The 23,082-nt window shown below is 67.7% G+C and carries 23 protein-coding genes and 1 pseudogene; 17 read left to right on the forward strand and 7 right to left on the reverse strand.

The features are described from left to right. Positions 1 to 57 precede the first annotated feature (57 nt). The 5 genes from H181DRAFT_RS09230 to H181DRAFT_RS09250 are packed head-to-tail and all read left to right on the forward strand — an operon-like array spanning position 58 to position 4,251. Entirely contained in the window at positions 58 to 618 is a 561-nt protein-coding gene (locus tag H181DRAFT_RS09230) for an RNA polymerase sigma factor (protein WP_302622634.1), read from the forward strand. Then, a complete protein-coding gene (locus H181DRAFT_RS09235; RefSeq protein WP_045863779.1) occupies positions 615 to 1,439 on the forward strand; it encodes a zf-HC2 domain-containing protein in 825 nt (274 codons plus the stop codon). Before H181DRAFT_RS09230 ends, H181DRAFT_RS09235 begins: the two co-directional genes overlap by 4 nt. An 18-nt stretch (positions 1,440 to 1,457) precedes the next feature. Continuing rightward, positions 1,458 to 2,270: an ABC transporter ATP-binding protein gene (locus H181DRAFT_RS09240; RefSeq protein ID WP_199810814.1), complete on the forward strand. Its 813-nt coding sequence runs from the start codon at positions 1,458 to 1,460 to the stop codon at positions 2,268 to 2,270. Beyond that, positions 2,267 to 3,646 (forward strand): hypothetical protein, encoded by a 1,380-nt coding sequence (locus tag H181DRAFT_RS09245; protein ID WP_045863780.1) that lies wholly within the window; start codon positions 2,267 to 2,269, stop codon positions 3,644 to 3,646. The genes H181DRAFT_RS09240 and H181DRAFT_RS09245 overlap by 4 nt, the downstream gene beginning before the upstream one ends. A gap of 26 nt (positions 3,647 to 3,672) precedes the next feature. Beyond that, a complete protein-coding gene (locus H181DRAFT_RS09250; RefSeq protein ID WP_045863990.1) occupies positions 3,673 to 4,251 on the forward strand; it encodes a hypothetical protein in 579 nt (192 codons plus the stop codon). 173 nt (positions 4,252 to 4,424) lie between these two features. Here H181DRAFT_RS09250 and H181DRAFT_RS09255 read toward each other — a convergent pair whose 3' ends face one another. After that, positions 4,425 to 4,634, reverse strand: a complete 210-nt coding sequence (locus H181DRAFT_RS09255) for a hypothetical protein (RefSeq protein ID WP_045863781.1) — start codon at positions 4,632 to 4,634, stop codon at positions 4,425 to 4,427. A gap of 544 nt (positions 4,635 to 5,178) precedes the next feature. Between H181DRAFT_RS09255 and H181DRAFT_RS09260 the strand changes: the two genes are divergently transcribed. From H181DRAFT_RS09260 to H181DRAFT_RS09290, 7 genes are all read left to right on the forward strand, one after another. After that, positions 5,179 to 5,772: a hypothetical protein gene (locus H181DRAFT_RS09260; RefSeq protein ID WP_052708516.1), complete on the forward strand. Its 594-nt coding sequence runs from the start codon at positions 5,179 to 5,181 to the stop codon at positions 5,770 to 5,772. Between the two features lie 225 nt (positions 5,773 to 5,997). Next, positions 5,998 to 7,467 carry an FG-GAP-like repeat-containing protein gene (locus tag H181DRAFT_RS09265; RefSeq protein ID WP_254666767.1) on the forward strand — a complete coding sequence of 490 codons (1,470 nt, stop codon included), beginning with the start codon at positions 5,998 to 6,000 and terminating at the stop codon, positions 7,465 to 7,467. A gap of 156 nt (positions 7,468 to 7,623) precedes the next feature. After that, positions 7,624 to 8,547, forward strand: coding sequence for a class I SAM-dependent methyltransferase (locus H181DRAFT_RS09270; protein WP_045863783.1), 924 nt, complete (start codon positions 7,624 to 7,626; stop codon positions 8,545 to 8,547). A gap of 165 nt (positions 8,548 to 8,712) precedes the next feature. After that, positions 8,713 to 9,438: a nucleotidyltransferase domain-containing protein gene (locus H181DRAFT_RS09275; RefSeq protein ID WP_074467797.1), complete on the forward strand. Its 726-nt coding sequence runs from the start codon at positions 8,713 to 8,715 to the stop codon at positions 9,436 to 9,438. A 165-nt stretch (positions 9,439 to 9,603) separates the two neighbouring features. Next, positions 9,604 to 11,127, forward strand: a complete 1,524-nt coding sequence (locus H181DRAFT_RS09280) for a DUF4246 domain-containing protein (RefSeq protein ID WP_045863784.1) — start codon at positions 9,604 to 9,606, stop codon at positions 11,125 to 11,127. 281 nt (positions 11,128 to 11,408) lie between these two features. Then, complete coding sequence (locus H181DRAFT_RS09285) at positions 11,409 to 12,209, forward strand: hypothetical protein (protein ID WP_045863785.1); 801 nt, start codon at positions 11,409 to 11,411, stop codon at positions 12,207 to 12,209. Positions 12,210 to 12,213: 4 nt separating this feature from the next. After that, entirely contained in the window at positions 12,214 to 12,633 is a 420-nt protein-coding gene (locus tag H181DRAFT_RS09290) for a GntR family transcriptional regulator (RefSeq protein WP_045863786.1), read from the forward strand. 136 nt (positions 12,634 to 12,769) lie between these two features. Here the strand turns inward: H181DRAFT_RS09290 and H181DRAFT_RS09295 are convergent, their stop codons facing one another. Both H181DRAFT_RS09295 and H181DRAFT_RS09300 read right to left on the reverse strand, forming a co-directional pair. After that, entirely contained in the window at positions 12,770 to 13,591 is an 822-nt protein-coding gene (locus H181DRAFT_RS09295; RefSeq protein WP_045863787.1) for a hypothetical protein, read from the reverse strand. Between the two features lie 225 nt (positions 13,592 to 13,816). Then, on the reverse strand, positions 13,817 to 14,629 hold the full coding sequence (locus H181DRAFT_RS09300) for an aminotransferase class IV (RefSeq protein WP_045863788.1): 813 nt from the start codon (positions 14,627 to 14,629) through the stop codon (positions 13,817 to 13,819). A 196-nt stretch (positions 14,630 to 14,825) separates the two neighbouring features. Between H181DRAFT_RS09300 and H181DRAFT_RS29355 the strand changes: the two are divergent. Then, positions 14,826 to 15,029, forward strand: a pseudogene (locus tag H181DRAFT_RS29355) (site-specific integrase); the annotation flags it as partial. 109 nt (positions 15,030 to 15,138) lie between these two features. On the opposite strand, the gene H181DRAFT_RS09310 reads toward H181DRAFT_RS29355, so the two are convergent. After that, positions 15,139 to 15,588: a PIN domain-containing protein gene (locus H181DRAFT_RS09310; protein WP_045863790.1), complete on the reverse strand. Its 450-nt coding sequence runs from the start codon at positions 15,586 to 15,588 to the stop codon at positions 15,139 to 15,141. Beyond that, positions 15,569 to 15,808: a ribbon-helix-helix protein, CopG family gene (locus tag H181DRAFT_RS09315; RefSeq protein WP_045863791.1), complete on the reverse strand. Its 240-nt coding sequence runs from the start codon at positions 15,806 to 15,808 to the stop codon at positions 15,569 to 15,571. Before H181DRAFT_RS09315 ends, H181DRAFT_RS09310 begins: the two co-directional genes overlap by 20 nt. A gap of 829 nt (positions 15,809 to 16,637) precedes the next feature. Here H181DRAFT_RS09315 and H181DRAFT_RS09320 point away from each other — a divergent pair. Continuing rightward, positions 16,638 to 17,084: a hypothetical protein gene (locus tag H181DRAFT_RS09320; protein WP_175439735.1), complete on the forward strand. Its 447-nt coding sequence runs from the start codon at positions 16,638 to 16,640 to the stop codon at positions 17,082 to 17,084. A gap of 288 nt (positions 17,085 to 17,372) precedes the next feature. Further along, positions 17,373 to 20,054: an HD domain-containing protein gene (locus H181DRAFT_RS28320; protein ID WP_158715427.1), complete on the forward strand. Its 2,682-nt coding sequence runs from the start codon at positions 17,373 to 17,375 to the stop codon at positions 20,052 to 20,054. A 333-nt stretch (positions 20,055 to 20,387) separates the two neighbouring features. On the opposite strand, the gene H181DRAFT_RS30220 is transcribed toward H181DRAFT_RS28320, so the two are convergent. Both H181DRAFT_RS30220 and H181DRAFT_RS09335 read right to left on the reverse strand, forming a co-directional pair. Then, complete coding sequence (locus H181DRAFT_RS30220; protein WP_074467783.1) at positions 20,388 to 21,176, reverse strand: ATP-binding protein; 789 nt, start codon at positions 21,174 to 21,176, stop codon at positions 20,388 to 20,390. Between the two features lie 45 nt (positions 21,177 to 21,221). Next, on the reverse strand, positions 21,222 to 21,629 hold the full coding sequence (locus H181DRAFT_RS09335) for an NUDIX hydrolase (protein ID WP_045863792.1): 408 nt from the start codon (positions 21,627 to 21,629) through the stop codon (positions 21,222 to 21,224). A 112-nt stretch (positions 21,630 to 21,741) separates the two neighbouring features. On the opposite strand from H181DRAFT_RS09335, the gene H181DRAFT_RS09340 reads away from it, so the two are divergent. Both H181DRAFT_RS09340 and H181DRAFT_RS09345 read left to right on the forward strand, forming a co-directional pair. Further along, a complete protein-coding gene (locus H181DRAFT_RS09340; protein WP_045863793.1) occupies positions 21,742 to 22,530 on the forward strand; it encodes a GntR family transcriptional regulator in 789 nt (262 codons plus the stop codon). A 201-nt stretch (positions 22,531 to 22,731) separates the two neighbouring features. After that, entirely contained in the window at positions 22,732 to 23,082 is a 351-nt protein-coding gene (locus H181DRAFT_RS09345) for an SCO3933 family regulatory protein (protein ID WP_045863794.1), read from the forward strand.

A 23,082-nucleotide genomic window follows, 5' to 3' on the forward strand; every position in this document is an offset into this window, starting at 1 on the left:
GTGACACGGGTCACACCGGAAGGAAAACCCGCGCCGCGGGCCGGGCGTCTAGCAGGTGTGAGATCAGTCAGGGGAGCGCTGCACGAGCTGGACGAGGAGCGACTCGTCCGCCTCGTGGCGAGAGGCGACCGCGCCGCGTTCGAGGAGCTGTACAGACGCACCTCGCCGTGGATGGCGCTGCGGCTGCGCCGGCGCTGCGCGGACGAGCAGATCGTCGCCGAGGTCATGCAGGAGACGTACCTCGCGGTGTGGCGCGCGGCCGGGGCGTTCGCCGGGAGCGCCGTGGGAGGCACGGCCGTCGGCTGGCTGTGGACGATCGCGGCACGCCGCCTCGTCGACGCCTTCAGGCGCCGCGCCCACCACGCGGAGCCGCCCCCGGCGGCCGCGCCGCGCCCCGTCGTCCCCGCCGCCGAGGAGGAGGCGCTCGCGGCGACGGTCGGCGGTGACGTCGGGGACGCGCTGGGGCGCCTCGCGCCCGAACTCAGACAGGTGCTGCAGGCGATGGTGCTCGACGGGCTGTCCGTACGGGAGACCGCCGTCCTGCTCGGACTGCCCGAAGGCACGGTCAAGACCCGTGCCCGCAGGGCCCGGATCGCGATGCGGGAGGCGCTGGCATGAGCGTGGAACACGCGTCGACGCGGCTCGTCGACGCCTACGCGCGCGGTGACGCGGACATCGCCGCCGACGAAGTGTGGGCCCTGGAAGCCCACTTGGAGAGGTGCGGGACGTGCCGTGAGCGGCTCTCCGCCGCCGTCACGTCCGAGGCGCCCGCGGTGGCGTCGCTCGTCGGCACCGTGTGGTCCGAACTGGAACCGCGGCTGGCGACGGCGGTCACGATGCCGCCGGGGCGGCGCCGGACGGCGGCCCGCTCGGCGTGGATGACGCCGGTGATGGTGCCGTGGCTGGCCGCGGCGGCCTGCGTGGTCCTGATCGCGCTGCTGCTCGAAGTGGCGGGATTCCGCGCGGGTTTCGGCGAAGCGCCGCTAGTGCTGCTGTTCGCCCCGGTGCTGCCCGTGTGCGGGGTCGCGGCGTCCTGGTCGCGCGGCCTGGACCCGGCGTACGAACTGACGGCCTCCGCGCCCAGAGCCGGGCTGTACCTCGTACTGCGGCGGACCGCGGCCGTGCTCGCGGTCGTCGTGCCGCCGCTGCTGGTGGGCGGCTGGGCGACGGGGGTGGCGGCCGGGCAGTGGCTGCTGCCCTGCCTCGCCTTCACCTCGACGGCCCTGGCCCTCGGCACCGTCGTCGGCGTGTCCCGCGCCTGCGCGGTCCTGGTGGCCGTGTGGGTCGCCGTCGTGCTGGCGCCGACCCTGGCCACCAGCCGGATCACCTTCGCCCTCCAGACGGATGGCCTGCCCGTGTGGGGGCTGGTCCTCGCGCTCGGCGTGGGCGTCGTGGCAGCCCGCAGGGGCGCCTACTCCGTGCTGAGCACTCATCGTTGACACGAGAGAGGAACACACATGATGCGCGCGGTCAGCGCGGCCGACATCGCACCGAAGGCCTACGCCTGGGAGATCCAGGCGACCGGGCTGAAGGTCAGGGCGGGCGCGAAGAGGATGGCCGTCGACGGGCTCGACCTGTCGCTCGGTACCGGCGTACACGGTCTCCTCGGCCCCAACGGGGCGGGGAAGACCACCCTCATCCGGGCGCTGGCCACCGTGCTGCGACCCGCCGGGGGCAGCCTGGAACTGCTCGGCGAGCCGGCCCGCGGCACGGGCGGGCAGCACCGTGAGCTGCGCCGCCGGATCGGCTACCTCCCGCAGGAGTTCGGCTACTACAAGCGGTTCACGGTGCGGGAGTTCGTCGAGTACATGGCGTGGCTGAAGGAGGTCCCCGACAGGGAGATCCCCGGGGCGGTGCAGCGCGCCGTCGAGCGCGTGGGTCTCGCCGACCGCGCCGACTCACGCATGAAGACGCTCTCGGGCGGGATGGTGCGGCGAGTCGGCATCGCCCAGGCCATCGTCAACGACCCGGCGATCCTGCTGCTGGACGAGCCGACCGTCGGCCTGGACCCGGCGCAGCGGCTGCGCTTCCGCGAACTCCTCCAGGAACTGGGGTCGGACGCCTGCGTGGTGGTCTCCACCCACCTCGTCGAGGACGTCGCCGCCGCCTGCACCGACGTGGTGCTCTTCGCCGAGGGACGGCTGCGGTTCCAGGGGACCCCGGACGCCCTCGCCGAGGCCGGCGGACCAGGCCACGTGGGCGACAGCCCGCTGGAGCGCGGCTACTCGGCGCTGCTCCTCGACTCCGCGCAGGAAAGGGGCAGCTGGTGAACACCCGTGTTCTGCGTACCGAGTTGAAGAGGTCCGTCGCCCCCTGGGCGGGGGCGGTGGCCCTGCTGGGCGGGCCGGCGTTCCTCTACTCGCTGGACGGTCCGTGGTGGAAGGGCACGGAGCTGTGGATCGCCCAGTGGACGTCCATGGCGATGTGGACCCGCTCCATGCTCGTCTTCCTGTGGCCGCTCGCCGTGGGACTGGGCGCGCTGCAAGGGCTGCGCGACCACCGCTCGAAGATGCCCGAGCTGCTGACGAGCACGCCGCGGCCCGCGTGGCACCGTGCGGCCACGCTGTCGGGCTCCACGGCGCTCACGCTGGCCTCGGGCTTCGGGCTCTTCGTCCTCGTGGGCGCCGTCCAGGTCCTGTTCCGTGCCGAGTACCAGCACCTCGGGTGGCTGCCGATCTCGCTCGTGGCCGGGCTGTCCCTCGTCGCGGGCGCCGTGCTGGGGATGGGCGTCGGACGGGCCCTGCCGTCCGCGCTCACACCGCCCGCACTGGCCGTCGCCGCCCTCTTCGTCACGGCGGTCCTGCGGATGACGCTCGACACGGCGCTGCCGTCGTCCTCGTTGCCGGTCCCGGTCGCGCTGCTGTCGCCGTCGGTGGAAGGCGTGCGGCAGGTGCTGATCACCTTCTCGGCCTCGGTGCACGTCGGGCAGACGCTGTGGCTGCTGGGCATGGCCGCCACCGGTTTCGCGCTGCTGGCGGCAGCGACCCCGAAGGCCCGGACGCTCGCGCTGACGCCCCTCCTGTCGGGTGCCGCCGTCGCGCTGCTCGTCCTGCCCGCGACCCCTCGGGAGACGTACGTGATCGACGAGGACGCCGCGGCCGAGGTGTGCGACGGCCGGGTGTGCGTGACGAAAGCCCACGAGGGCGAACTCTCGTATCTCGCGGGCCCCGGCGAGAAGGCGCTGCGGCTGCTGCGCGAATCGCTGGGCGCGGGAGCGCCGACGGCGATCCGCGAGACCACCGCCCTCAACTCGCCCCTGAAGCCCATGGAACGCTCCCGGACGCATGTGATCGTCGACTTCGCCGACGAGGCGGTCAGCGGCGCGAGGGGTGAGGAGCTGACCCGGGTCCTGGTGGGCCTGGGCGTGGCACCGACGTGTTCGCCGCGCAGCTGGGGCTCCAGCGGCACGGACTCGGAGGCCGCCGCGCAGAGCGTCGCGGCCGGATGGGTCTTCGGGGACCTCAGGCCGATCGACGGCACGATGCACAGCGCCGCCTTCCAGATGGAGAAGGCCCGCCCGGCGTGGAAGAAGCTGAAGGCCCTGCCGCGGGCCGAACAGCGGTCCCGCGTCAAGGCGATGCGCGCCGCGGCGCTCTCCTGCGACGGCGAACCGCTGGAAGCGGTCACCGGAGGCGGCTCACGGTGAGACGGACGGCGCTGTACGTCGGCTCGGTGAGATGGACGGCGCTGTACGTCCGCTCCCGGCAGGTTCCCGCCTCGCTCGCCGCGGCCGTCGTCAGCGCGGCGGCGGTGTGGGCGCTGTCCGGCGGGGGGAGCGCCGATCCGCGGCTCCCCGCGCTGGTACTCGTCGCGGGGACGGCGGCAGGCTCCGTCGGTCTCGGCGGCCAGGACCTCGCGCTGGACCGGACGGCCGCGATCCGCTGGGCGCCCCGCCGGGCGGCACACGTCCTGCTCATCGGCACGGTCGCGGCAGCGGTGCTGCTGGCGGTGCGGGCGGTGGGCGACGAGGCGGGCGAGGAGGCGGCCACCGCCGCGTTCGTCGTACGGGACAGCGCGGGCCTGGCGGGGCTCGTCGCCGTCGGGGCGGTCCTGTTCGGCGCGCAGCACGCGTGGACGCTGCCGGTCGCGTGGCTGGCGTTCGCGCTCTTCACTCCGCCCGGTACGGGCGTGCCGGCGCAGGTCGCGACCTGGATGATGCTGCCGCCCGGCACGGCGGCGGCCACGTGGACGGCCGCGGCCCTCGCGGGCGGCGGTACGGCGGCCTACGCGCTCGCGGGGCCGAGACGCTGACCGCCGCTCGCGGCCGGTGAACCCGCCGCCGGTGAACCCGCGGCCCGTAACCCGCCGCGGGTTCACCCGCGTTCGTCCGCGCAGGCCGTCCGTCGCGGCAGACGCCGGCCTCCGCGACCACGTCCAGGTCGCGGAGGCCGGCGCCGCCGGCTGAGGTACTCGGGGCAGGTGCCTCAGCCGGCGGCCGGGCCCAGCGGGATGTCCGAGACGTTGATGCTGACGGAGTCCACGGAACCGCCCTTGAGGACGGGAAGCCCGTTGGGGCCCGGCTCGAAGGTCGCCTTCAGGCCCTCGACGGAGCCGCCCACGGAGAGGCCGCCCGAGACGGAGTCGAGGTCGGCGTCGGAGAGTTCACGGGTCTCGATGGGGGAGGTGTCGCGCATGTGACGGTGGTCCTTCTTCGCTAGAGGTGGAACGCGGCGCATGACGCCACCGCGGCGTGCCCCACTGACCGGTCACGCCACGCGCCAGGCTGCCGCCCCGGCCCGGGTGCGGTGCGCCGAACGCCCCTCTCTTCACTCACCGTGCACGCGAGATCCCGAAGCGGCTCACGGTCGTTGCAAGATCCCCGTCCGCCGTTGCCGCTCCTGCGCGGGACCCCCCGCTTCCGACGGCGTCGTCCCATGTCGCGGGGCACCTGCCGCCCCTCCCCTCGCCGCCGCCCGGCGAGGCCGGCCCCAGGGGATCGCGGCGCGTCGGCCCGTCAACAACCGCCCTCCCGCGGCCGGTTGAGGCCCGGTCGGCGCGCTCCGTACCGCGTGACGGCCCTCAGCCGTACCGGCCGCGACCGGAACCGGCCTGCCCGCTGCCGTCGTCCTCCTGGCGACCTCAGTGACTTTTCGAGGGCAGGGCGCCGCTGCGTACCGGGTGCAGCTCTCGCGTACGTACGGGAAACGCCGGAAGACCGGCGGGAGAGGAGACGTGGGTATGAGCAGGGGAGGCAGAATCGCGACGGCCGTCGTGGCCGCCATCGGACTCCTGGGGGCCGGATACGGCACCGCTCAGGCGGGCATGGACCCGTCCCCCGACAAGAGTTCCACGGTGCGCGAGGCGCAGCCGCCGGAGGAACCCGCCGGGGACGACGACGACTTCGAGTCGACTCTCGAACTGACCGACGGGCGCAAGGTGCACGTCCGGCTGGTGGAGGGCACCGGCGTGCAGGAGCGCCACACGACCGGCGAGTCGTCGAAGTGGAGCCGGTGGCAGACGCTGTACAAGACGAAGACCGACCGCTGCCAGGACGTCGACCTCCGTGAAGAGGAGGGCACCGTCTCGCTGATCGCCGACTTCGGCACCTTCTGCTACGACGGCGAGCCGCCCACCGAGTCGCTCGCGGGCGTCGGCACCGGCGACCTGACCGACTGGGACATCGACATCCAGAAGGGCTTCGACGGCTGGCGGGACACGACGATGGGCGGCTGGGGCGAGACGGTCGTCTTCGTCGCCTACTACGACGGGCTCTACACGCTTCGCTGGCAGAAGGGCGAGGGCTTCTCCGAGATGCAGAAGCCCGAGAAGTGACGCCCGCTCCCGTCCGCTGAGCGCCCGGCATCCCGAGGCGCTGCCGCAAGGGCCCGCCGTATCGGCGGGCCCTTGCCGCGCGCCGTCCGGAAGCCGCGCCCCGACCGCCGTCGCCCTCCCCCACCGGCCGATTCGTCTCGACGACGGGCGAATCCGTACAACCCGCCCCGCCTTTCGGCGGTCACACCAGACAACCCGTACCCCGTCGACCGAATGGGGGCCTCCGTGCCGCACAGCCGCCGCATCCTGACGTGCGCCGCCGCAGCCTTCGCCGTGGCCTCCGCCGGTTTCGCGCTGCCGTCAGGCGCCGGCGCCGCCGCACCCCCCGCCGCCACGAGCGACTTCGACGGCGACGGCTACGCGGACGTCGCCGTGGGCGTCCCGGACGGCACCGTCGGCGGCAAGGCGAAGGCCGGGTACGTGAACATCGTCCGGGGCGGCCCGAAGGGCGCGGGCGCCCACGGAAGCATCCGCGTCACGCAGGCCACCCCCGAGGTGCCGGGCACCCCCGAGGCGGGCGACCGCTTCGGTGCCTCCGCCTCCCTGACGGACCTCAACGGCGACGGCATCGCCGAACTCCTCGCCGGCGCCCCCGGCGAGGACGTCACCGACCGCGGCAAGGACGCCGGCATGGTCACCGTCGTGGGCGGCTCGGAGGGCGGGCCGGGACCGGGGTCGACGGTCCTCACCGGGCCGTCGCCGTCGGCTGCGTACGGGAAATCGATCGCGGCGGCCGACCTGACCGGCGGCGGCAACAAGACGATCGCCGTCGGCGGCACGGACAAGGTCGTCGCCCGTGTCATCGAGGGCGAGGACAGCATCGTCACCACCGTCGTCGCCGCGCCCATGGGCGGCCGCGCCCCCGTCCTGGCCACCGGCGACTTCGACGGCGACGGCACGGCGGACCTGGCCGTGGCGTACTGGACGGCGGGCGACCCCTCCACGCAGTCCCACGTGCGCCTGTGGACGTGGGACGCCGGCTCGTCCTCCATGGCCAACTTCTGGAACACGGACAACGCCGGTGTGACCGCCCTGGCCGCCGGCGACTTCGACGGCGACGGCCACGAGGACCTGGCGCTCGGCGAGTGCCGTGAGATCGCCGACGAGAACATCGACGACCCGTGCGGCCCCGAAGAGCTCGCCGAAGGGGGCGGCGTCCACGTCCACTACGGAAGCGCCGCGGGCGGCCGGTTCGGCGGCCGCACCCAGACCCTCCACCAGGGCACGGCGGGCGTCCCGGGCGTGCCCGAGGACGGCGACCGCTTCGGCGCCGCCCTCGCCGCCGCCGACGTCGACCGCGACGGCCGCGACGACCTGATCGCGGGCGCACCCGGCGAGGCCATCGGCAGCAGAGCGGGAGCGGGTGCGGCCTGGCTGCTGCACGGTGGCGCGCAGGGCCTGCTCGACGCCGGCGGCGCCGCCAGGTCCGTCACCTGGAACCAGGACACCAGCGGCGTCCCGGGCGTCGCCGAGGCAGGCGACACCTTCGGCGCGGCGGTCGCCGCCTCCGACCACGACGACGACGGCGCACCGGACGTGACCGCCGGATCCCCGGGCGAGAACGCGTCCTTGGGCGCCGTATGGCACCTCCCCGGCGGCTCGGCCCGCGGCTCCACGGCCTTCTCGCCCCGCACCCTCGGCCTCCCGTACCTCTCCACGGCCCACAAGTACGGCAACCCGCTGACCACCCGCTGAACCACGCGCGGTGCGGGCGGCGGGGAACGCCATGTGCGGGGCGCGGCGGGGACGCCACTGCGGCGCGGCGAGGAGGGGCGGTGGCGCCGGTCGATCCCGTCCCCGCCACGGGTAAAGCAGGTGACACCGCGTCACGGCACGTCTTAGCGTCGCGCCATGACGTACCAGGACCCGCTCGCCTACCTGCTGGGCTTGGAAGGGACCGCCCTGCTGCGCGCGTTCACCGGGGAGTACGGCCGGGAGTTCACCGACGCGCGCATCCGCGAGATCCGGAGGCTGCTCGACGAGGAGACACTGGCGGATGCAGCTGTGGACGTCGCCCCTGTGAACACGGTCGACGGATACGCGATCTGGTCGCGCACCTACGACGGCCCCAACTCGGCGTTCGACATCGACGAACCCGTCGTGTCGGAGATCCTCGACCGGCTGCCGGCGGGCATCGCTCTGGACGCCGCCTGCGGCACCGGACGGATGTCGGCCCTGCTGTCGGAGCGCGGCCACCGGACCGTCGGCGTCGACAGCTCGCCGGACATGCTGGCCAGGGCACGCGAACGGGTACCGGGCGCCGGGTTCCACCTCGGCGACCTGCGCCGTCTGCCCGTGGCGGGCGGCGTCGTCGACCTGGTGGTCTGCTCCCTCGCCCTGACGCACGTCCGCGAACTGGCGCCGGTGATGGCCGAGTTCGCCAGGGTGCTGCGCCCGGGTGGGCACCTCGTGACCTCGGACATCCACCCGGAGAGGGTGGCGCGGGGATCGATCCCCTCGGTGCGCACGGCGGACGGGAAGCCGGGCCGGCTGGAGACCCACCGCCACCTGGTCGGGGACTACCTGCGTGCCGCGCTCGCGGCAGGACTGCGGGTCCGGCGCTGCGAGGAGCCCGGAGGGTCCGGGTCCGCGGAACGTGCCGCGCCGCAGGCTTCCCCGCCGGGACCGGCGCTCGAACCGGGACCCACGCTCGAACCGGGACCGTGGGAGGACTGGCCGTGGACCCTGATGGACCTGCTCCCCGACGCGACTGCGGCGGCCGACGCGGGAGTTCCGACGGAGATCATCTGGCACTTCCAGCTGGGCGGCCCCTGAGCCCCTCTACGAGGTTCGCCCGCCCCGCCACCCGGGCTCCGCATTCCGGCGCAAGGAGCAGGAGCGGCGGCGTCAGTCGCCGTGATCCTTGCGCCTCGCGAGACGGCGAAGTCGCCTGTGCCGCCGGCCCGCAGGAGGCCGCCGCATCCTGACACGATGCCGACCATGGTTGATCAGGACACACATGCAACGCAGGCCCTGGATCTCGTGACAACCCGCTTCCCCCATGCTCTCGGGGCCCTGCTCGGCGGATCTGCCGCTCAAGGCCGCGCCACACCGTCCAGCGATCTCGATGTGGCCGTTCTGCTCCCGGAGACCGAGACCAGCCGCCGGGAAGTGGTACGCCACGGCGGCCGTCAGGTCGAGTTGTTCCTCAACACCCTTGAGGACATCCCGGAGTTCTTCGAGTGGGACAGAGCCCGTCGCCGGGGCACGGTGCTCTTCATCTACGACCAGGGCCTGACGCTCACCGACCCGCACGGCCATGTGTCCCGCACACGGGAGCAGGCGCGGGCGTTCATCGAAGCCGGGCCGCCCACGCTCACCCCTACGGAGCGGGAGCAGAGCCGCTACAGCCTCACCTGCTACATGGACGATCTGCGTGACACGCCACCGGCCGACCGGTACGAACAGCTCGCTCTCGCCGACTTCACGCTGCGCGAGGCGGCTCATCTGCTCACAGCGCACCGAGGCGCATGGACCGGCATCGGCAAGTGGCTGCCCCGAAGGCTGCTCCGCGCGGACCCGGCCTTGGGGAAGGCCCTGCTGGAAGGCCACCGGGTCGTTGCCGAACGTGCCGACGCCGTGCCGCTGGCAGCGGCGGCCGAGCAGGTGCTCGACCTCGTCGGCGGACCGCGGCGAGAGGGATACGCACACGCTTGGCGCACGTGAGGCCACTCGCGTGCAGCTCACCGGGTCAGGGTGGCATGGGTGTCGTCTGCTTCACGCGACTCGTTGTGAACGCCCCCAGCCCGCGGCGGAACGGGTCCGGCCGCGCTGTCAGTCCGCCGAAGTAGCCTTCCGGCCTGCCGTAACCGACTGGGAGGACCAAGAGCGTTGACCAGCCTGTCCGCTTACCCGCTGCCCTTCGAAAGCTCCCGCTCCATATCGTTCTCGGAGCCCAGGACGCTGCGGGAACTCCAGATGATCCAGTGCAGTGCGGCCATCCGGGAGAAGCCGCGGTGGTTCGAGAAGATGGACGACGCCGGCATCGTCTCCCGGTGGACGCGGGAAGCGATCGCGCAGGGCCTCACCGAAGCGCAGATCGAGTACGTGCTCGACGAACTCCGGTATTACGCCGCGCTGCGCGACGGGCGGACCGGCATCGAGGTGTCCGCCGTCGACGGGGTGTGGCAGTCGGACGGACTGGTCGACGAGGAGCTCAGGTCCCGGCTGCGCGACGCGGTCCGGGTCCTGGAGGACGTTCCCGAAGCTGAGAAGGACTGGCACCCCGGGTCCGACGGTCAGGTACTGGATCTCGTTCATCCGTCGCTGTTCTGCCTGGTGAGGGAGGCCAGCGGAGTGCCCGAGTCTGCTTGGCCGCGCTTGACGGGCAGCTATTCGCAGTACGAACTCTCGGAGAGGTTCCAGTGGCTGCCCACGGACGTCGAGGTCGGTGCTGACGGCGACGTGGAGTTCCTCTCCTACGTCAACAACGTCCACCCCGGGAAGCATCGCGAACTGGCCTCCGTCCTGCCGGACTTGCTCGCACGCATGCGCCCGCTGCTGGAGAACGTGCTCACGGATCTGCGCCGTCCGCGGCCCCTGCGGATCGAGCCCGATCCCTTCGGGTGGTATCCCTCCGAGTGGTACGAATCGGAGCCGGAACACCCCGACGAATCCATGGACCGCGATGACGAGTCCTACGCAGAGGCCTGCCGGACATGGGAAGAGGCAATGGACGCCTGGTGGCAGAACCGCCGCCCGGAGATCCCCGACGCACCGGACTTCACCCCGCCGGAGCTGCCCGGCGAGTCCTCCCGGGTCGACCTGCGCGGCCGCCGTCTCCAGGTCATCGTCAAGCTCGCCACGATTCGTCTCACCCCGGACAAGCCCGAGTACGCCGGCGGCTCCTGGCACGTCGAGGGGATGCTGAACGAGCGGATCGTCTCGACCGCCATCTACTACTGGGACAGCGAGAACATCACCGAAAGCCGCCTGGGTTTCCGGGCGGCGGTCGACGACCCGCGCTACGAGCAGAACGACGGCAACGGCGTGCGCGAGGTGTACGGACTGGACGACGAGGACGCCCTGAACCAGGAGCTCGGCTCCGCACCGACGCCGGCGGGCCGCTGCCTTGCCTTCCCCAACGTCCTGCAGCACCGCGTCGGTTCGTTCCGTCTCGCGGATCCCGCCCGTCCGGGTCATCGCAAGATCCTCGTCTTCTTCCTCGTCGACCCGTCGGAGCGGATCGTCTCGACGTCCGACGTGCCACCGCAGCAACCGTGGGCCGACACGTCGACCATGACCCTCGAAGAGGCCAGGGCCTACCGCGAACAGCTCATGCAGGAACGCAAGTTCTTCGTCGACGAGCACAACGAGCAGCTCTACGAGCGGGAGTTCTCCCTCTGCGAGCACTGATTCCGCGTCACCGGAGCCGACACGGAACATCCACCCGCACGACGAACGAGCCCCGGGCCGCCTCCGGCCTGGGGCTCTGTGCCGCAACGGGTGCCCACATCCTCGGCCGTACGGCGGACCTGCCGCGGACCGACTCCCGTCCGCCGGCCCGTCCACCCGTCGGGGGCCGGCGCCACCCGCTCCGCCTCCCCGTTGACTTGTCTCAAGCCTTGACGCAGTATCTTGCGACAAGGCTTGAGACATGAGGGACGAACATCTGCGACTTGGAGGAGGGGAGCCGGATGACCGACCGATCGGTGCGTCAGGCGGATGTCGAGCGGGTCGGCCTGTGGCTGGCCGGGCACGGACTGCCACAGGACCGGACGACACCGTTGCTGGCCGCGCGTCTGACGGCGCGGCGACGTGCCCGTCTCGCCTCGGGCGTCGTACTGGCCGCCTTCATCCTCGCGGTCGCCCTCGCCTACAGCTTCGCCCGGCCGGCTGACGGGTCCGGGCCGTACCGGCCCTGGTCGCTGGTGGTCCTGGCGGCGGTGGTGGGGGGCCTGGTGCTGGCTCAGTCGCTGCTGGACCGGCAGGTGCGGCGCGCCGACCGCCGCGTCGCCGCGACCTTGCCGCGGCGGGCGGCTCATCCCGTCCGGCCCGGCTGGCGCACCGTGCTCGGCCTACCGCGCGCTGCGTTCGCGGTCGCCACGTTCACGGGCGCGATGGTGCTGGCGATCGTCTCCCTGACCGTGCGGGACGGCACAGCGCAGTACGCGTCGATCGTCCTGCTCATCGGACTGTGCGGAGTCGCCGTCGCCACGGCCGTCCAGCTGCGCCACGTCCTGACGCACCCGGTCGTGGCCGACGACGAGGTCTCGCTGACCGCAGACGGCATCATGCGGGTCGAGGACGCCCGCAACGTCACCACGCCGACCGTGGTGTGGTGCCTGCCGACCGTCTCGGTCCTGGACACCGCACCCGGGTGGTGGGTCGCCGCCTGGTGCGTCTTCGTCGCCCTGGGCGCCGTCTCGCTCGCACTGATCACGGTGTCCGCCGGGCTGGCGGCGCGCCGGCGCGGAACGACGCTGGCGTCCCGGTGATCCGATGATCGTCATCGACTCGTCCTCGCCCGTCCCGCCGTTCGAGCAGCTCCGCGCCCAGCTCGCCCGGCAGATCCACGACCGCGCACTGGCCGTCGGCACCAAGCTGCCGACCATCCGCCGCCTGGCCGCCGACCTCGGACTGGCCGTCAACACCGTCGGCCGGGCCTACCGCGAACTCGAGGCGGCAGGGCTCATCGAGACCCGCGGACCGGCCGGCTCGTTCGTCTCCGCGGCGGGCGAGCAAGGACGCGAACGAGCTCGCCGCGCCGCCGCCGAATACGCAGCCGTCATCGCCGGCACCGGCATCGACACCGGCGAAGCGATCCGCATCGTCGAAGCGGCACTGACGGACGGCACCACAGCGCCGCCCTCCTCACCCCAGACCACCTCGCGCCGGTCGGCCGCCGGGCGCGACGCATAGCCGAGCGCTCAGAGCCGCCCCGCATCCGCGGCCCGCCGGGCCTTCCCTGCGGCGCGGTGCGGGACCAGACCATGCGACAGCCGCACCCGGAGCCTCGGAATCACCGGGCGGCTCTGCTGACCTGCAACAGGCACCGCTACGCGCCGGTCCCTTCCTCGGCACTCTGCTCCGGCACGCGGAAGACCCGGTTGTCCAGATCGTCGATGCCGCGGCGCAGTCCGACATTCCGGGTGCTCCAGTCGACAATCCCGACGGCTTTGCCGGTCTCCCTCTCGGTACGCGCGGCCAACGACCTGAGGTCGTCCTGGAAAGGAGCGGCAGCGACCCACAGATATCCGTCACATTCGGCGTGCGCCGCACGGGCTGTGAACTGGTCGCTGAAGGTGGCCGACAGGCGCCCCGACTCCGACTTGGCGCTCATGGCGTAAATCCCGAGGCGCTGCCCCGTAGAACGTTCGAGCACCAGGAGAGGGTCCCCGATCTGAGGGTTGCTCGTGTGATGCAGGCTGTCGTCCGGCTCGAGGGCCTCACCAGCGGCATACCTCACCTCGTCCAACAGAAGTGCGAAGTCCAGTGCGACGGCATTGGGATCGTCGATGACGCCGCGGTCGGTGAGGATCAGGTCGTCCAGCAGGACTCTGGCATCCAGTGGTGGAGCGGCCTTGGCCTGCTTGATCAAACGTGCACGACGGCGTCCCATCATCAACTCGGCGTCCATGAGCCGTCCGCCGAGAAACGGCATGCCCGTGATCGCCATCAGGATGAAGACGGCTCCGACGACAAGAGACACGGCGCTGCCCGCGCCGTTCTCGCTCACGAACATGGCGACCGACCCGGCTCCTGCCAGCAGAATCCCAGCGGTCGCCGCCCCCGCTCGCTGCCAGCGGGATAACGGATCAGCCTCGGCTGAGTCGAACTGCATGCGGGCGTTGACACCGTGAATCTCACTCTGGGACATGGCTAGACACTAGATCCGCTGGCCACGCAGCGTCATGCCTTCGTCCGAGAGGCAGCCGGCCGCTGGCCTGAGGCATCGGGCTGGAGCGGGTGACGGGGATCGGCCCGCGCGCTGGGCTTGGAATCACTCTGTGGTCGGGACAACTTGGCGCGCTGGCCTGCACCCGCTGCGGTCGGTGTCATGCACTGTTGTGCACTGAATCGCTCCCGGAGGCGGCCGAGAGGGTCAACCGCTTTTGATGGTCTGCCAGCGGTTCGACTCGTGGCATTTTCGCAGCAGAGCCTGCACCGGTTCCCGAACGGTGAACGAGACGTCGTCCACCGACGCGACGGGTTGCGCGTCGTTGATGGAGTTGGTCAGGAACGCGGAGCTGTAGTTCTCAAGTTCGCTCCGGTGTACGGGGCGGTCCCGTACCGGCACATCCAGCCGGGTCATTCCGCGGCGCAGCAGCCCGCGCATGATGCCGGGCAGTGCGGGCGCGTCGGGCCAGGTGAAGGCTTCCTCCGCCTCGTCGTAAAGCACGATGTTGGCGACGGTTGCTTCGGAGACCCGGCCCGCCGCGTCGGTGAACAAAGCGTCGTCGTAGCCGGCTTGGCGCGCGAGACGCGTCTGGTGGATCAGGCCCATGGTGTCCAGGTGCTTGATGTGCGGCATTGGACGCTCGTACTCCACCGAACGCAACCGCTGTGGGGTGTAGTCGGGCTCGGCGGGCGGCCGCACCATCACCATGACACGCGGTTCGTCGTTCGCGCCGCTCATCAGCACGCTCGGGTCCGCGGGGACGACCTGCACCCGCACAGACGCGTCACCCGAAGTCCTACGCAGCGCGCAGTGGATGTAGTGGCGTACGCGGTCGTGGTCGAGGCCGGAGCCGAAGAGCTCTCGGGTGCCGCTTTCCAAGCGCTCCAGATGCAGATCAAGCCCGCGTACGGCGTGGGACCGCACCTGCATGTAAGTGAAGTGCCCGTATCCGACGAGGGCTTGACTCATGCTCTCGTCGTCGGGAAGTCTTCCGTCGATCTCGATGTACTGCTTCATCCAGGGGTAACCCCGCGCCGGGTGCCTGCTCTTCCCGCGGGCACGATGCCCCAGTGACGTGAGTCGGAGGTTCGTCGTTGGCCGGGATGAGCCGACCAGGACCGAAGATCCCGGAGCGTTGTCCGTAACTGATGCCCAACGGGCTGCACTTGAGGGATGGCTGCGCCGAGAGACGCGTTCAGGCGCCCGGGCTCCAGAGGCGAACTTCGAGACCGCTGTCAACGACGAGCTGATCCGCCGCAACCCGTGCCGCATCAAGGACGCCGGACAGGAGAAGGCACCGGAGCGACAGATCACCACGGCCGAGCAGGTCTGCGCGATGGTCGGTGCGACGGGTCCGCGCTGGCGGCTGATGGTGCTCCTCGGTGCCTTCGCCACGCTCCGCCCGGAGGAGCTGGCCTGCGTCCACGGCAACGTGTGGCGCCACTGAAGTCAGCTTCCCTTTCCCGGTGTTGACCGCGATCCCCTGTTCGTTCTGGCACGTATCCGGCACGGGTTCGGGCGTGGACCTACAGATCGTCGGGGAGAAGCCGAAAGGCATGGTTGCCGGTGAGCGGGGTGACGGCTCTGAAGTCCCGGCGGTCGAGGGTCAGGATGATCTCGGTGTCGTATGCCTCTGCCAGTACGACGTTCACCGCATCGGTCAGATCCAATCGCAGGGCTGCATGGTGGTTCTGGACCTTACGGGCCTTGCGCAGTGTGCCAGCGGACAACTCGGGAATGGCAAAGCGTCCGGTTTGCTCTTGACTCAGCAGCCAATCGTTCACCGCGTACGCGGCCTTGCGGTCGACGTTGCGCGTGGTGATGTGTTCGATCTCCAAAATCACCAGCGGTGATACCACGATGAGTGCTGCCTGACGCATTGCGGTCCGAGTGGCTTCGTGTTCAGGATTCGAGGTGTTCTGTGCGGCCACCAAGCCGGAGGTGTCCCCGACGACGTCACTCTTGGCCCGCCACACCGTCCGAGACCGCTTGGTCGATCTCCTCGGCGGTGACCGGCCCGCCGAAGTCCATGCTCGGGATGTCCCAGTCCTCATCCCAGCGACGGGTGCGCAGGGCCGCGAGGTGGAACGCCTCCCGGAAGTACTCCGATTCCGAGCGCCCCTCCCGAGCAGCCGCCCCCTTGATCAGCGCGAGGTCTTCTTCGTCGACCATGACGGTCGTCTTCTTCAGAGCCATACGGTTATGGTGCCTCAGCCATAACTTCCGAGTCGCTCCGTCCAAAGAGATCAAGATCCTCGGTGTGGCTTTCCATCGCCCCGTCGTCCCACCGTCTACGGCGCCGAAGGGCGGGCGGTGGAGGTCTGCGGCGCCACGATGGGCAGCACTCCCACGTCGTCGCTCGCCAGTTGCCGGCCACCTTGGCCCACCTGATTCCACGCGGGCACGCAAGGGGTGCGGCCACCGGAGGTTGGGGATAACTAACAAGCCCCGGGCCTCCTGGCCTGGGGCTTCGCGCTGGAGCGGGTGACGGGAATCGAACCCGCGCTCTGAGCTTGGGAATCACCGGCCACAACTGCTCAGAACCGCCCCTGACCTGGGCAAGGGCCCGTACAGTCGACCACGCGTGCGGCGATCGATTGACCGCTGGTAACCGCCGTTCCCCGGCTGTTCTGGCACGCATCTGGCACGAAGGAACTGCGGGGGCGCATCGCACCCTGCGGGGAGAGTTGTCGGTCGGGAAGGGCGCACGTTTCATCGTAACGTTGAGTGAGCCCAGACCGTACCCGAACGCTGATCTTGGGAATCACAGCTGCCCGGGCGACAGCTGGCGCGCTTCCTCGAAGAAGCACGCGTTGTGGATGTCTGGCTGGCGGTCTCAACGCCCAAATGGTCAGCGTGACCACCTTCTAGCGTGCACCGGCACCGCTTCAGGGACCAACCACCCTTAGCGATCCAGGACTCCAGGTCTCTGTAGGTCAGTGGCCTGAATGGCCTACGCTGATGGATGGTCAGACACAGCGGAGAGGATGGCGACATGGGGGAGAGTCGGACCGATACCTTTCTAATGCGAAACGAGTTCGCATTAGAAAGGTATCGCTACATTCTGCAGCAGATACATACCGTCAATGAAAATGCACACCGGTTTTTCGCTATCTACCAAACACTGGCTACTACGCTAGTCGGCGCGGCTCTGGCGCTCTTTGTCGGCTACCGAAAATGGGAATTGACGGCAGCTGTTGCGCGGCATGGGGTGGTTGGATTATTGATCCTGATCACAGTGGTCGCAGCGTTCACCGTGACGTTGATCGTAGTGGGCGCTGCCTCCTGGCTCGACTATCGCAATGAGGAGTGTGACATCGTTGATGAGATGATCGGGCCCGGGTTCCGTAAGCGGCCGCGTCCGCGCAACCTCCTACGTTGGTATGAAACATATGTGCTGTTGTTCATCATCGTTTCGGTGCTCGTAATGTGGACACTCGGTGGACTTTTTGTTCTGCCATCAATGCGATAATCAATTGTGCATCGAAAGCGACCGACTGCTCAAATTCTTCGAGTGTCAGGGATCAGTCGTTTATCCGTACGTCTCTCTCGATACACATCGGCTCGCATTAGAAATAGATTGCGAATGGCTAGATGGTTTGGAGAATTACGAAAGGGCCCTGCAGATTCAGTGGGTCGGCGATTGCCATGACCCAGTCCGTAGCAATTCTGCGACCTGAAGCCTAGCTGGGCGTCTACGTGGGCAACTGTTTTCCCGGATCATGACGGCACTTATTGCCTGGACTACGGAGGAATGATCATGTCCTATCAAGAGACACACTTCTGGAAGATTTTCGAGGAGTGCACTGGACAGAAATCCAGTAGCGAGGCAAAGAGGCTCCTCGCGGAGTTTGAAAGGAGCCGAGAACGCGCTGCCTTAATCGCTGCTGAAATTAACCGAGACTCTGCCAACCTTACGCAGCACGACATCTCGCATATTGATGCTCTATGGGAATATGCTGAACTTGTCTGTGGCTCCGACTACGCTCTGAACCCTGCCGAAATCTATGTCCTTGGCATCTCCTTTCTCGTGCATGACCTAGCTAACGGCATAGCGGCAATTCCGGGAGGAATGGAGGAAATCTCCCAGGACTCAAGGTGGCAAGACGTACTAGTGGCTGAGTATCGGTCGGAACATGGTCACTACCCCTCACATGAGACACAAGTGAACATGGACCATGATATTGAAGCCAAGGCTGTCGCGAGATACCTGCGTGAGACACATGCGGATTACGCGGCAAGGATTCCATTGGCCTCCTATGAAGATAGTGCTACTGGTGCGTCTTTCCATCTGATTGAGGACGCTGAACTGCGTAACCAGTATGGTCACCTTGCCGGCCGAATCGCTGCGAGCCACTGGTGGTCCTCGAAAGAGTTGCGTCGAGAATTCGGCGTGAAAATTGGTGCCCGTGCCAGTATGCCTACTGATTGGCAAGTAGACCCTCTGGTGCTCGCATGCATTCTTCGCTGCGCGGATGCCAGTCACCTAGATTCCCGGAGAGCCCCAGCATTCTTGCGTGCCCTGCGCAAACCGTGCGCTGAATCTATGCCGCATTGGATCTTCCAAGACAAGCTGCAAAAACCGCGCATTCATGAAGATCGACTATCCTACACCAGCTTGAGCCCATTCAGCAGAGACGAATCCGATGCCTGGTGGGTCTGCCACGATGCGCTTGCGACTCTGCATGATGAACTCACTGCAGTAGACAATATTCTATCTGACGCCGGTAGGCATCGGTTCGCAGTGCGAGCAGTAGTTGGTGTTAGTGACCTGGAAGAGCTCGCTCGCAGTATCAAAACCGAGGGTTGGCACCCGATCGACGCTAGGGTCAAGGCAACTGATGTTATTGCTCTAGTTCACCGATTGGGGGGTGCGGAACTATACGGAAATGATCTGTCAGTACCCATCCGGGAGCTAATAAGTAATGCAGCAGATGCAGTTCGAGCGAAAAAGGCGCTGCTGTCAATATCCGGAGTTGCTCCATGGGAAATTGCAGGAGATATTACCGTTACGCTACGTGAAGATGTCCGGGGTGCCTGGCTCCACATTCGCGATACTGGCGTTGGGATGTCAAAATCTGTTCTCACGAACGCACTCCTAAACTTCGGCACTTCCTATTGGGACTCTGCGCAATCGCGTCGAGACCTCCCAGGGCTTCTATCTTCGGGATTCCGACCCACGGGGCAGTATGGAATTGGGTTCTTCTCTGTCTTTATGATCGGGCACTCAGTTCAGGTGATTTCCCGACGCTATGATGCAGCCGCAAGTGAAACCCTGGTGCTCGAATTCGCAAACGGTGTCTCAAGGCGACCGATGCTACGAACCGCCGACTCTCACGAACAGCTTGTTTCCGGGGGAACCGAAGTCAAGGTGCTACTGAGTCAACCCGTGGCGAATATTCTGAGCATCCGTCGCTCGAATAGGCCGACGAAGGATCTGGTATCGCTCGAAGAGTTCTGTGCTTGGCTATGTCCAGCGCTAGACGTTGATCTCCACGTTGCAGATAAGGCAGTGGGAAGGCGTCTTGTTGTTGCAGCAGATGACTGGAAGCATATCGATCGAGATGATCTCATTGATCGGCTATACATCGATCGTGATCCAGTATTGACCGAGAAGATGAAAGAAGCGATCGAGGGAGATCTCGAGCCTGTCATCTCTCCGGATGGTGACATCGTAGCTCGGATGGCTATTGCGCCTTCCATTCTTGATCCTGACGATCTCAGGGATGAAGACTCAGATGATCCTGTAGGACGCAGCCTGAGATCTTTCTCCGCGCCACTCGTTGTCGGTGGGGTGCGTGCACAAACCCACATGCAGCATTCTGCAGGTCTAATTGTCGCTAAGACTGTTCGAGCAGCACGTGATATTGCTATCCCCATTGTTCAAGCGGAGGATTTTTCTTCGTGGGCCAGCAGGCAAGCTCAAAAGGAGATCCTAGACAAGCGGATCACGCATGATCTTGTGGGGCTATACGCTGACACAGGAAATCTGACTGTAGCTGAAACAGCTGCTGGTGAAGTTACATTCGATGAACTCACAGGATATTGTTCGACGCGTTCACGGATTGTCCTAGTTCAGGATGCGGCGTGGAGCAACTATTGCAGAGGCAGCTCTGGAACACCCGTACTCGGAGACGATATCGTTCTATTGCATGTCGGCGGCAGTGTTCCCCTCAACGCATCAAGGCGTTACCACGAGTTCGACAATGCGGTATTCAATTGGGGGAGAGATTGGCAGTATGAGTCGTTCCTAATTCCAAACTCGATGACCGGTGTGGCTCTTCGAGCTGTAGCCGCAGCTTGGGATCTCGAAGAGTCGGCGATGTACTCGTATTTCAATAGTTTGGAGGAGCGAGGGGTCGAGGAAGTCGGTGTGGATCAAGGGGGAAACAAGAGCATTCGCTTGCGGACCTTTGCTGTCCTTTCGCGCTCAGACCTGTAACTGGATGAGGAATCGAGGTCGGTGGAGGGGCTTTGGGGTGGAGCTGGCTTGGAGCGAGAGATCATGGCCCTTACGCTCCCGCGAATCGGGCTGGCTCCTCGCCTGCCCGCAATAGCCCGATCTGGGCCATGATCTTCGAGGCTCGCTCCAAGTTGGCTCCGTAAAGCCGTGGAGCCGGCCGCCCCCGCCACGACGGTGCTCTTTCTCTGAGGTTCGCCGCTGCGCGCGGGCCGGCGGCCGGGCCGGAGCGGGGCGGAGACATGAGCGTCGGCCCGGCGGCAAGCCGGGCCGCGCGGCGAGCAGAGCGAGCCCTTGAAGTAGTAGAGAAAGTTGTTACTCACCGCTGAGGCTGGTGAGTTGGGCCGTCGAGTGCATCTGCGTGCATGCGGGCAGCGTTCTGCATTGGCGGTGTGCCAGGGGTAGGAAGGTGACTGGTCGGGCAGTCCAAGTGATTTGCGTGGTGCGGTGCTTGAGGGTGAGGTTTTGGGGCTCGCCCTTGCGGAGTGCTTCGAGAGCCTGCGGCTGCTCCTGGTTCTTCCAATGCTGGGCCCGACGGTAGGGCTCCTCGTCGAGAGCCATGGCGATCGTCATGAGGCTGATGCGGACCCAACGGACAGCCTGTTCGGGGCTGGTGGCGTCGAAGGAGCCGAGCTTGCCGCCGTTGACGAGGCATTCGCACCAGTAGCCGTGTGTCAGCGGGACGTTGGGCGTCTTGGGGTCGGCCGAGAGCTCGGCGGTGACGGTGTGGCCGTGCTTGTCGTCGCCGTTGATGTGAAGCCGCTGGGCGAGTGTGGAGACCAGGGCCAGACCGCGGCCGTGGGTGTCGTTCTCGTCGGGGTGCTCGACATGTGGGGTGGTGCGGGTGCCGCCGGCGTCTGTGACAGAGACCAGGACCGTCTCTGGTGTGCGGGTGATCGTGAGGTTGAAGGCTTCGCCCTGGTTGCCGCTGGCGCTGTGGAGTAAGGCGTTCGTGCCCAGCTCGGTGACGATCAGAGCCGCGTCGTCGGCGCGGTCGCTGTCGCTGAGGACGTCGCGCGTCCAACGACGTGCGCGGCCGACCTCTTCCAAGTAACCGGGGCAGGTGAGTTCCCAGATCCGCAGAGTGCTCGTATACTCGTGCATACAAGTTCCTTTGTGCTGGTGGCCGCTATGGACAGTGGATTAGAGCTAGACGAGTTTGACGCCGTCGTGCGCGCGCACGGCCGGCGGGGAGGTTGCGTCGAGCGCGTCCAGGACGCGAATTGCGTATGCCTCGTCGGCCAGTTCGGAGACCTCTTCGCGGGTCGCCCAGCGAAGCGCGTAGGTCTCGTCCCCGGTCGTCGGGGCTCCGTTGACCGCTTCGCAGCGGAAGACGAGCGAGACGATCAGGCCGGACATGTTCTTGTAGATGCCGGTGAGGGTCGCGGGAGTCGCGATCTTGATGCCGGTCTCTTCGAGGACTTCGCGCTGAAGCGCTTCCGGGATGGTCTCCTCCGGCTCCAGTACGCCGCCGGGCGGCTCCCACTGGCCGTTGTCGCGGCGCTGGATCAGGAGTGCCCGGCTGCGGTCGTCGACGATGACTCCGGCGACGCTCACGGAGTGGGGGCGCTCTGCAGTACTCACGCTTTCCGGCTTTCCTCGTCTGGCTAGGCTCTCCACCGTAACAACGACACTCGACCTCTCGTCTAGATATCTGAAGGAGTACAGGATGGCGTCCATTCCTCCCGGCGTGCTTGGTGCACTGGATCCGACCAGTGACCGTGCAGCCTTCCGGCAGATCGCCGACCAGCTCCGCGAAGCGATCGACAAGGGACGGTTCAAGGAAGGCGCCAAGCTCCCGTCGGAATCGGAGCTTGTCGAGCACTACGGCAAGACCCGTATGACTGTGCGGAATGCGTTGGGCATCTTGCAGGGCGAGGGACTCACCGTGCACGAGCACGGCCGGGGTGTCTTCGTCCGTCCGCGACCGCCGGTGAAGCGACTGGCGTCCGACCGTTTTGCCCGGCGTCACCGCGATCAGGGCAAGGCCGCCTTCGTCGTGGAGGCGGAAGCCGCCGGAAGCCGTCCCGAGGTGGACAGCTTGGAAGTGCGGGAAGAGCGCTCGACCCCCGACATCTCCGCCCGGCTCGGCTCGGCCCGCAAGGTCCTCGCCCGCCGGCGCCGCTATTTGCTGGACGGGAAGCCGGTCGAGACGGCCGTCTCGTACCTGCCGCTCGACATCGCCCGCAATACGCCCATCGCCGAACCGAACCCCGGGCCCGGTGGCATCTACGCCCGACTTGAGGAACTGGGCCACCAGCTCGACCACTTCGAGGAAGAAGTACGGGCCCGGATGCCGGCACCGGACGAGGTGAAGACGCTGCGACTGGCTTCCGGTGTGCCGGTGATCCACCTGGTGCGGACCGCGTACGACACCGATGGCCGGGCGGTGGAGGTCTGCGACACCGTCATGTCCGCTGACGCCTACGTCCTCGCCTATCAACTTCCTGCCAGCTGATGGACGTTGACGCTGGTGTGATGCAAGGGGGCGTCGTTCTCTCGGGACTTGTACACACCCAGAGGCATACTCGTATAGACGAGTGGGCAAGTGTTGTGGCACAGTGGTCCACGTTCGAATCGAACCGGTGCTGTCACGACGCATCTTGTCTAGACGACTAGTCGTGACTGGTTCCGGGTGACTGAAGGAGAAGAGAGAACCTTGAAGACCATCCGAGTTGAGACCGAGAACGCCACGATCCTGCTGACCGAGGTGCCTGAGCCGAAGGTACGGGACCGGCAGACCGGCGAGATCGCCAAGGACGCCGTCAGCGGTGAGGCGTTGATGAAGGTCGGCGTCGTGTACATCGACGAGGGGGAGTCCTCGCTCATCCACGTGACCGTGCCCGAGAGCGGTGTCGCCGAAGGGCTGACGCTCGGGGCGCCGGTCTCCCTGCCGGGTCTGTTCGCCCGGCCGTGGGAGTCGGTGTTCAACGGGCAGCAGCGTCACGGCATCGCCTACCGGGCGGCGGCAGTGGCTCCGGGTGCCGTTCCGGCCGGTGTGGGGGCCTGA

Source organism: Streptomyces sp. WMMB 714 (genome assembly GCF_900090125.1).
Classification (GTDB): Bacteria; Actinomycetota; Actinomycetes; order Streptomycetales; family Streptomycetaceae; genus Streptomyces; species Streptomyces daqingensis.

What these genes read in the sequence shown, in the direction of transcription:
- H181DRAFT_RS09235 (WP_045863779.1), top strand. Translation starts at nt 615, where the DNA reads ATGAGCGTGGAACACGCGTCGACGCGGCTCGTCGACGCCTACGCGCGC.
- H181DRAFT_RS09240 (WP_199810814.1), top strand. Translation starts at nt 1,458, where the DNA reads ATGATGCGCGCGGTCAGCGCGGCCGACATCGCACCGAAGGCCTACGCC.
- H181DRAFT_RS09255 (WP_045863781.1), bottom strand. Translation starts at nt 4,634, where the DNA reads ATGCGCGACACCTCCCCCATCGAGACCCGTGAACTCTCCGACGCCGAC.
- H181DRAFT_RS09260 (WP_052708516.1), top strand. Translation starts at nt 5,179, where the DNA reads ATGAGCAGGGGAGGCAGAATCGCGACGGCCGTCGTGGCCGCCATCGGA.
- H181DRAFT_RS09270 (WP_045863783.1), top strand. Translation starts at nt 7,624, where the DNA reads ATGACGTACCAGGACCCGCTCGCCTACCTGCTGGGCTTGGAAGGGACC.
- H181DRAFT_RS09275 (WP_074467797.1), top strand. Translation starts at nt 8,713, where the DNA reads ATGGTTGATCAGGACACACATGCAACGCAGGCCCTGGATCTCGTGACA.
- H181DRAFT_RS09285 (WP_045863785.1), top strand. Translation starts at nt 11,409, where the DNA reads ATGACCGACCGATCGGTGCGTCAGGCGGATGTCGAGCGGGTCGGCCTG.
- H181DRAFT_RS09290 (WP_045863786.1), top strand. Translation starts at nt 12,214, where the DNA reads ATGATCGTCATCGACTCGTCCTCGCCCGTCCCGCCGTTCGAGCAGCTC.
- H181DRAFT_RS09295 (WP_045863787.1), bottom strand. Translation starts at nt 13,591, where the DNA reads ATGTCCCAGAGTGAGATTCACGGTGTCAACGCCCGCATGCAGTTCGAC.
- H181DRAFT_RS09300 (WP_045863788.1), bottom strand. Translation starts at nt 14,629, where the DNA reads ATGAAGCAGTACATCGAGATCGACGGAAGACTTCCCGACGACGAGAGC.
- H181DRAFT_RS09315 (WP_045863791.1), bottom strand. Translation starts at nt 15,808, where the DNA reads ATGGCTCTGAAGAAGACGACCGTCATGGTCGACGAAGAAGACCTCGCG.
- H181DRAFT_RS09320 (WP_175439735.1), top strand. Translation starts at nt 16,638, where the DNA reads ATGCGAAACGAGTTCGCATTAGAAAGGTATCGCTACATTCTGCAGCAG.
- H181DRAFT_RS28320 (WP_158715427.1), top strand. Translation starts at nt 17,373, where the DNA reads ATGTCCTATCAAGAGACACACTTCTGGAAGATTTTCGAGGAGTGCACT.
- H181DRAFT_RS30220 (WP_074467783.1), bottom strand. Translation starts at nt 21,176, where the DNA reads ATGCACGAGTATACGAGCACTCTGCGGATCTGGGAACTCACCTGCCCC.
- H181DRAFT_RS09340 (WP_045863793.1), top strand. Translation starts at nt 21,742, where the DNA reads ATGGCGTCCATTCCTCCCGGCGTGCTTGGTGCACTGGATCCGACCAGT.